We start from the raw sequence: 4,450 nt of genomic DNA, 5'->3' as shown, positions 1-4,450 counted from the left end.
GGCCACAACCCCCGCGCTGCTGCTCGCCGAAGCCGTCGAGCGGCTGGCTGTGCGGCCGATCCTGAGCGCGCGCGAAGGCGACCGCAGCGCGCGAGCCGCCGCCAACGTCGAGGCGCTGCTCGAACGGGCGCGGCCCTACCGCGTCAAAGGCATGAAGCGCTTCGCCCGCGACTTGAGCCGCGATTGGCGCGATGGCGCCGCCTACAACGAAGGGCGCGTCGATGCCGACGGAGACGCCATCGAGATCATCACCATCCACAGCGCCAAGGGCCTCGAATGGCCGGTGGTGATCCCGATCAACACCGCAACCTTGCTCCGCTCCCGCGAGCCGTTCGTCCACCGGGCTGACGACGACACGCTGCATTGGGTGATTGGCGACGTCGTGCCGCCCGAACTGCGCGCGGCGCTCGAGACCGATGACGAAAGCCTGATGCGCGAACGCGAACGGCTCTGGTACGTGGCCTGTACACGGGCCCGTGAACTGCTGATCGTGCCGGAATTGGCGCAGGCCGAGCAGAAGTCCTGGGCGCGCATCGTCGATCTCGGCCATGATGCATTGCCGGAGCTGGACGTCTCCCGCATGACGCCGGCGCCGATGCCGACGATCGCCGACCCGCCGAATATGCAGACCGCTGAGCTGTTCGCCGCCGAGCGCGCGATCATCGACGAAGCGGCCGTTCCGCTGACCTGGGTCCGGCCGAGCGATCACGATCCGGATCGCCTAGAGGCGGTCGAGGCCATCACGCTCGATGCCGGCGATGCGCCCGAGGTCGATCTGCCTGTCGGCGCGGGACGCGTGCGCGGTCTTCTCCTGCACAAGCTGATGGAAGAGGTGCTGACTGGCGAGCTCGTCGAAGAGGTGGGCCGCTTTGCCAGGCGGACCCGCGAGCTGCTGGCTGAGCTGGTCCTCGATCCGGACGACAGCGAGGCGCTTCCGGACGCCGATGAAATCGCGGCGACCGCCTGGCGCACGTTGCAGCTGCCCGACGTCGCGGCGCTTCGCGAGCGCCTGACGCCCGAGTGGCCGATCTATTCGCTGCTCGAGGGTGGCTCGAAGCCAAGGGCGCTCGCCGGACGCATCGACGCCATTGCCCATGCCGGGGATCGCGCCGAGGTGGTCATCGACTGGAAGAGCGATGTCGACCCGTCCGACGCGGATATTCGTCTGCATGCTGGTCAGCTCGAAGACTATCTGCGGGCGACGGGCGCCGCGCGCGGCGCGCTGGTCTACATGACGCCGGGCCTCGTGCGCTGGGTGGGCCGGACGGGTTGAGCGGCAAGCTTGAGGTCGGGAGCCTGGAAGAGGTTCCGTATCGGGGCGAAGCCTCCGGAAAGGACGGATGTCAGAATTTTGTATGCATTTTTCTGACAGCCTCGACTCCGCGGTCAGAAATAGGTATACATTTTTCTGACAGGGGCGGGGTGATGGATCTCAAATCCCAGATTCAAAAGCGGATGGCTGCCCAGGCGCCGTTCGGCGTCTGGACGCCGACCGATTTTCTGGACATCGGTTCGCGCGACGCCATCGATCAGGCGCTGTCACGCATGACCAGCGCCGGAGAGATCCGCCGCATCACACGCGGCCTTTACGATCTGCCGCGGCCCAACAGCCTGACGGGCAAACCGACCAATCCCGATCCGCGCCGGGTCATCGACGCGCTTGCTCGACGCGACCAGGCGCGCATGCTGGTCGACGGACTGACAGCCGCCAACGACCTTGGGCTGACGGATGCGGTGCCGGCTAAGATCTCCGTCCACACCGATGCGCGCCTGCGTCCCATCAAGTTGGGTGCCCAAACCATCACGTTCAAACTGACCGCGCCCAGCCGCCTGCATTGGGCGGGCCGTCCGGCGATGCGCGTCGTCCTGGCGCTGCAATGGCTGCGCGGCACGATCGACAGTGATCGTGATCGCATTCACCGGCGTCTCGCCGCGATCCTCTCCGATCCCGATCACGGCGCGGACATCGCGGCGGACTTGCGGGATGGGTTCACCAGCCTGCCGGACTGGATGCAAAATTTCCTGCGGCAGTTGCTCGATGAATTGGAATCCTCCCGGGGCAAACAGACCAAGCGACAGCCCGGAGGCCGCCGATGAATCCCGGCTTCATCACCTTCCTTTCGGCTGCCGCGGAGGATCGTCGCGACGCCTTCCTCGGCGCGGCGCAGCGCCTGGGCGCCCCGGAGCAGAACATCGAGAAGGACTTCTGGGTCTGTTGGACGCTCGATGCGCTGTTCAATGGCGCCAAAGCGGGCGGCCCTCGATTGCTGTTCAAGGGCGGGACATCGCTGTCGAAGGCTTTCGGATTGATCTCCCGCTTCTCGGAAGACATCGACATCACCATTTTCCGAGACGATCTGGGCGAGGCCGCGACCGTCGATGACCTGGAGGCGCTAAGCGGCAAGAAACGGCGACGGCGCCTCGACGCCATCAAGGGCGTGAGTCAGGCCTATGTGAACGAGACGATGCGCGTTGAGGTCGCGGATCGCTTGCGGGCGACGCTAGAGGCGGCGGGCCTGGGCGCCGCGGCCGGCCGGGTGGAGCTCGATCCGGACGATCCGGACCGGCAGAGTCTGCTGATCTGGTATCCGAAGGTGACGGCGGCTGACGAGGGCTATGTCAGGCCCGCGGTGAAGATCGAGTCCGGCGCCAAGTCGGCGCTCGATCCGAACCAGCCGGCCATCGTCCGCCCCTACGTCGCCGACGTGCTCGCGGACCTGAAGCTGAGCGTGCCCGACGTCAGGACCGTCGTTGCGGAGCGCACCTTCTGGGACAAGGTCGTCATTCTGCACGGATTGCGCCAATGGTTCGACGCCCGGGGCGCGCTCCGTGGCGGCGGGCAGCGCATTTCACGGCACTACTACGATGTCTACCGACTGCTCGACTCCGATGTCGGACGCGCTGCTTCAACCGATCTTGCACTTGGCGTGGACTGCGTGCGGCACGCTCGCATGTTCTTCGACAGCCCTGATCTGAACCTCGCGACCGCGGCACCCGGCCGTTTCACGCTCTCGCCAAGCGCCGAAATGGCGACTCAACTCGCGCGCGACTACGCGGCCATGGCGGGGATGATCTTCGGCAAGGCGCCAGCGCTCGAAGAGGTCCTCGGTCAGATCGCCGAGCTCGAGGCGCACATCAACCAAAGCAAGACAATGTCGGCGGCAAGCCGAGTCCGGACGGGAGTGCACGGCTAATGGCCAAGCTTACGCTTGAAAAACTCGAACGCCATCTGTTCGCCGCAGCCGACATCCTTCGCGGCAAAATGGATGCTTCGGAGTTCAAGGAGTACATTTTCGGCATCTTGTTTCTGAAGCGATGCTCGGATGTGTTCGAGCAGCAGCGCGACAAGATTCTCAAAGAGCAGCGAGCGCTGGGCCGGTCCGATCAAGAAGCACTCCAGCGGGCCGACCATTCTTCCTCATACGAAAAGACGTTCTTTGTCCCGCACATCGCCCGATGGGAGCGGCTGCTAAACGACGTGCATTCAAACGTCGCCAACGAGCTGAACAAGGCCCTGGCGGGGCTAGAGAACTCGAACCATCAGGCGCTGTCCGGTGTCCTGGGCCACATCAATTTCGCCCGTAAAGTCGGCGAGTCGGAAATCCCGGACGAAAAGCTGCGGCGACTCATCAGCCACTTCAACAAGTACAGCCTTTTGGATGAGGACTTCGAGTTTCCCGACCTCCTGGGCGCCGCCTACGAGTACCTAATCAGCGAGTTCGCCGATTCGGCCGGAAAGAAGGCCGGCGAGTTCTACACCCCGAGAGGTGTCGTGCAGCTCATGGTGCGGATCCTCGACCCGCAGGGCGGCACTTCGCTTTACGACCCAACTTGCGGCAGTGGCGGCATGCTGAACCAGGGGAATGAGCACGCCCTGCAGCACGGCGGGCCGCGCCTTCGTCTCTACGGTCAGGAAGACAACGGGGCCGTTTGGGCGATCTGCCGGATGAACCTGCTGCTGCATGGCATCCCCGACGCCGACATCCGGAACGGCGACACGCTGCTCGAACCAAAGCACATCGAGGACGGGCGCCTGATGCGCTTCGACCGAGTGATCGCCAATCCGCCGTTCAGCCAGAACTACACCAAGCGCGGCATCCAATTCGGCGACCGCTTCCGCTTCGGCTGGTGCCCGACGACCGGCAAGAAGGCCGATCTCATGTTCGCCCAGCACATGCTGGCGAGCCTCAAGCAGAGCGGGAAGATGGCGGTGGTGATGCCGCACGGCGTCCTGTTCCGCGGTGGAGAAGAGAAGAAGATCAGGCTCGCGTTGCTCAAAGAGGACTGCATCGAGGCGGTCATCGGACTGCCTCAGAACCTCTTTTATGGAACGGGCATCCCGGCTTGCGTGCTCGTGATGCGTCATCCAGGCGGCAAGCCGGACGAACGCAAGGGCAAGGTGCTATTCATCAATGCGGACCGTGAGTATCGCGAAGGTCGCGCGCAGAAC

At 64.6% G+C, this 4,450-nt stretch carries 4 protein-coding genes; all 4 read left to right on the top strand.

Features of this window, described 5'->3' with window-relative positions:
• On the top strand, positions 1-1,273 hold a 1,273-nt coding region (locus EOA86_RS23810; RefSeq protein WP_206630113.1), incomplete at its 5' end, for a 3'-5' exonuclease.
• Between the two features lie 152 nt (positions 1,274-1,425).
• Positions 1,426-2,097 (top strand): DUF6088 family protein, encoded by a 672-nt coding sequence (locus tag EOA86_RS23805; RefSeq protein WP_128343903.1) that lies wholly within the window; start codon positions 1,426-1,428, stop codon positions 2,095-2,097.
• A complete protein-coding gene (locus EOA86_RS23800; RefSeq protein WP_128343901.1) occupies positions 2,094-3,194 on the top strand; it encodes a nucleotidyl transferase AbiEii/AbiGii toxin family protein in 1,101 nt (366 codons plus the stop codon). The genes EOA86_RS23805 and EOA86_RS23800 overlap by 4 nt, the downstream gene beginning before the upstream one ends.
• On the top strand, positions 3,194-4,450 hold a 1,257-nt coding region (locus EOA86_RS23795; protein WP_164891931.1), incomplete at its 3' end, for a class I SAM-dependent DNA methyltransferase. The genes EOA86_RS23800 and EOA86_RS23795, both read left to right, overlap by 1 nt.

Source organism: Mesorhizobium sp. M5C.F.Ca.IN.020.32.2.1 (assembly GCF_004023105.1).
Taxonomy (GTDB): Bacteria; Pseudomonadota; Alphaproteobacteria; order Rhizobiales; family Rhizobiaceae; genus Mesorhizobium; species Mesorhizobium wenxiniae.
The sequence above is the reverse complement of the archived record's forward strand: the minus strand, read 5'-3'. Positions and strand labels throughout refer to the sequence as shown.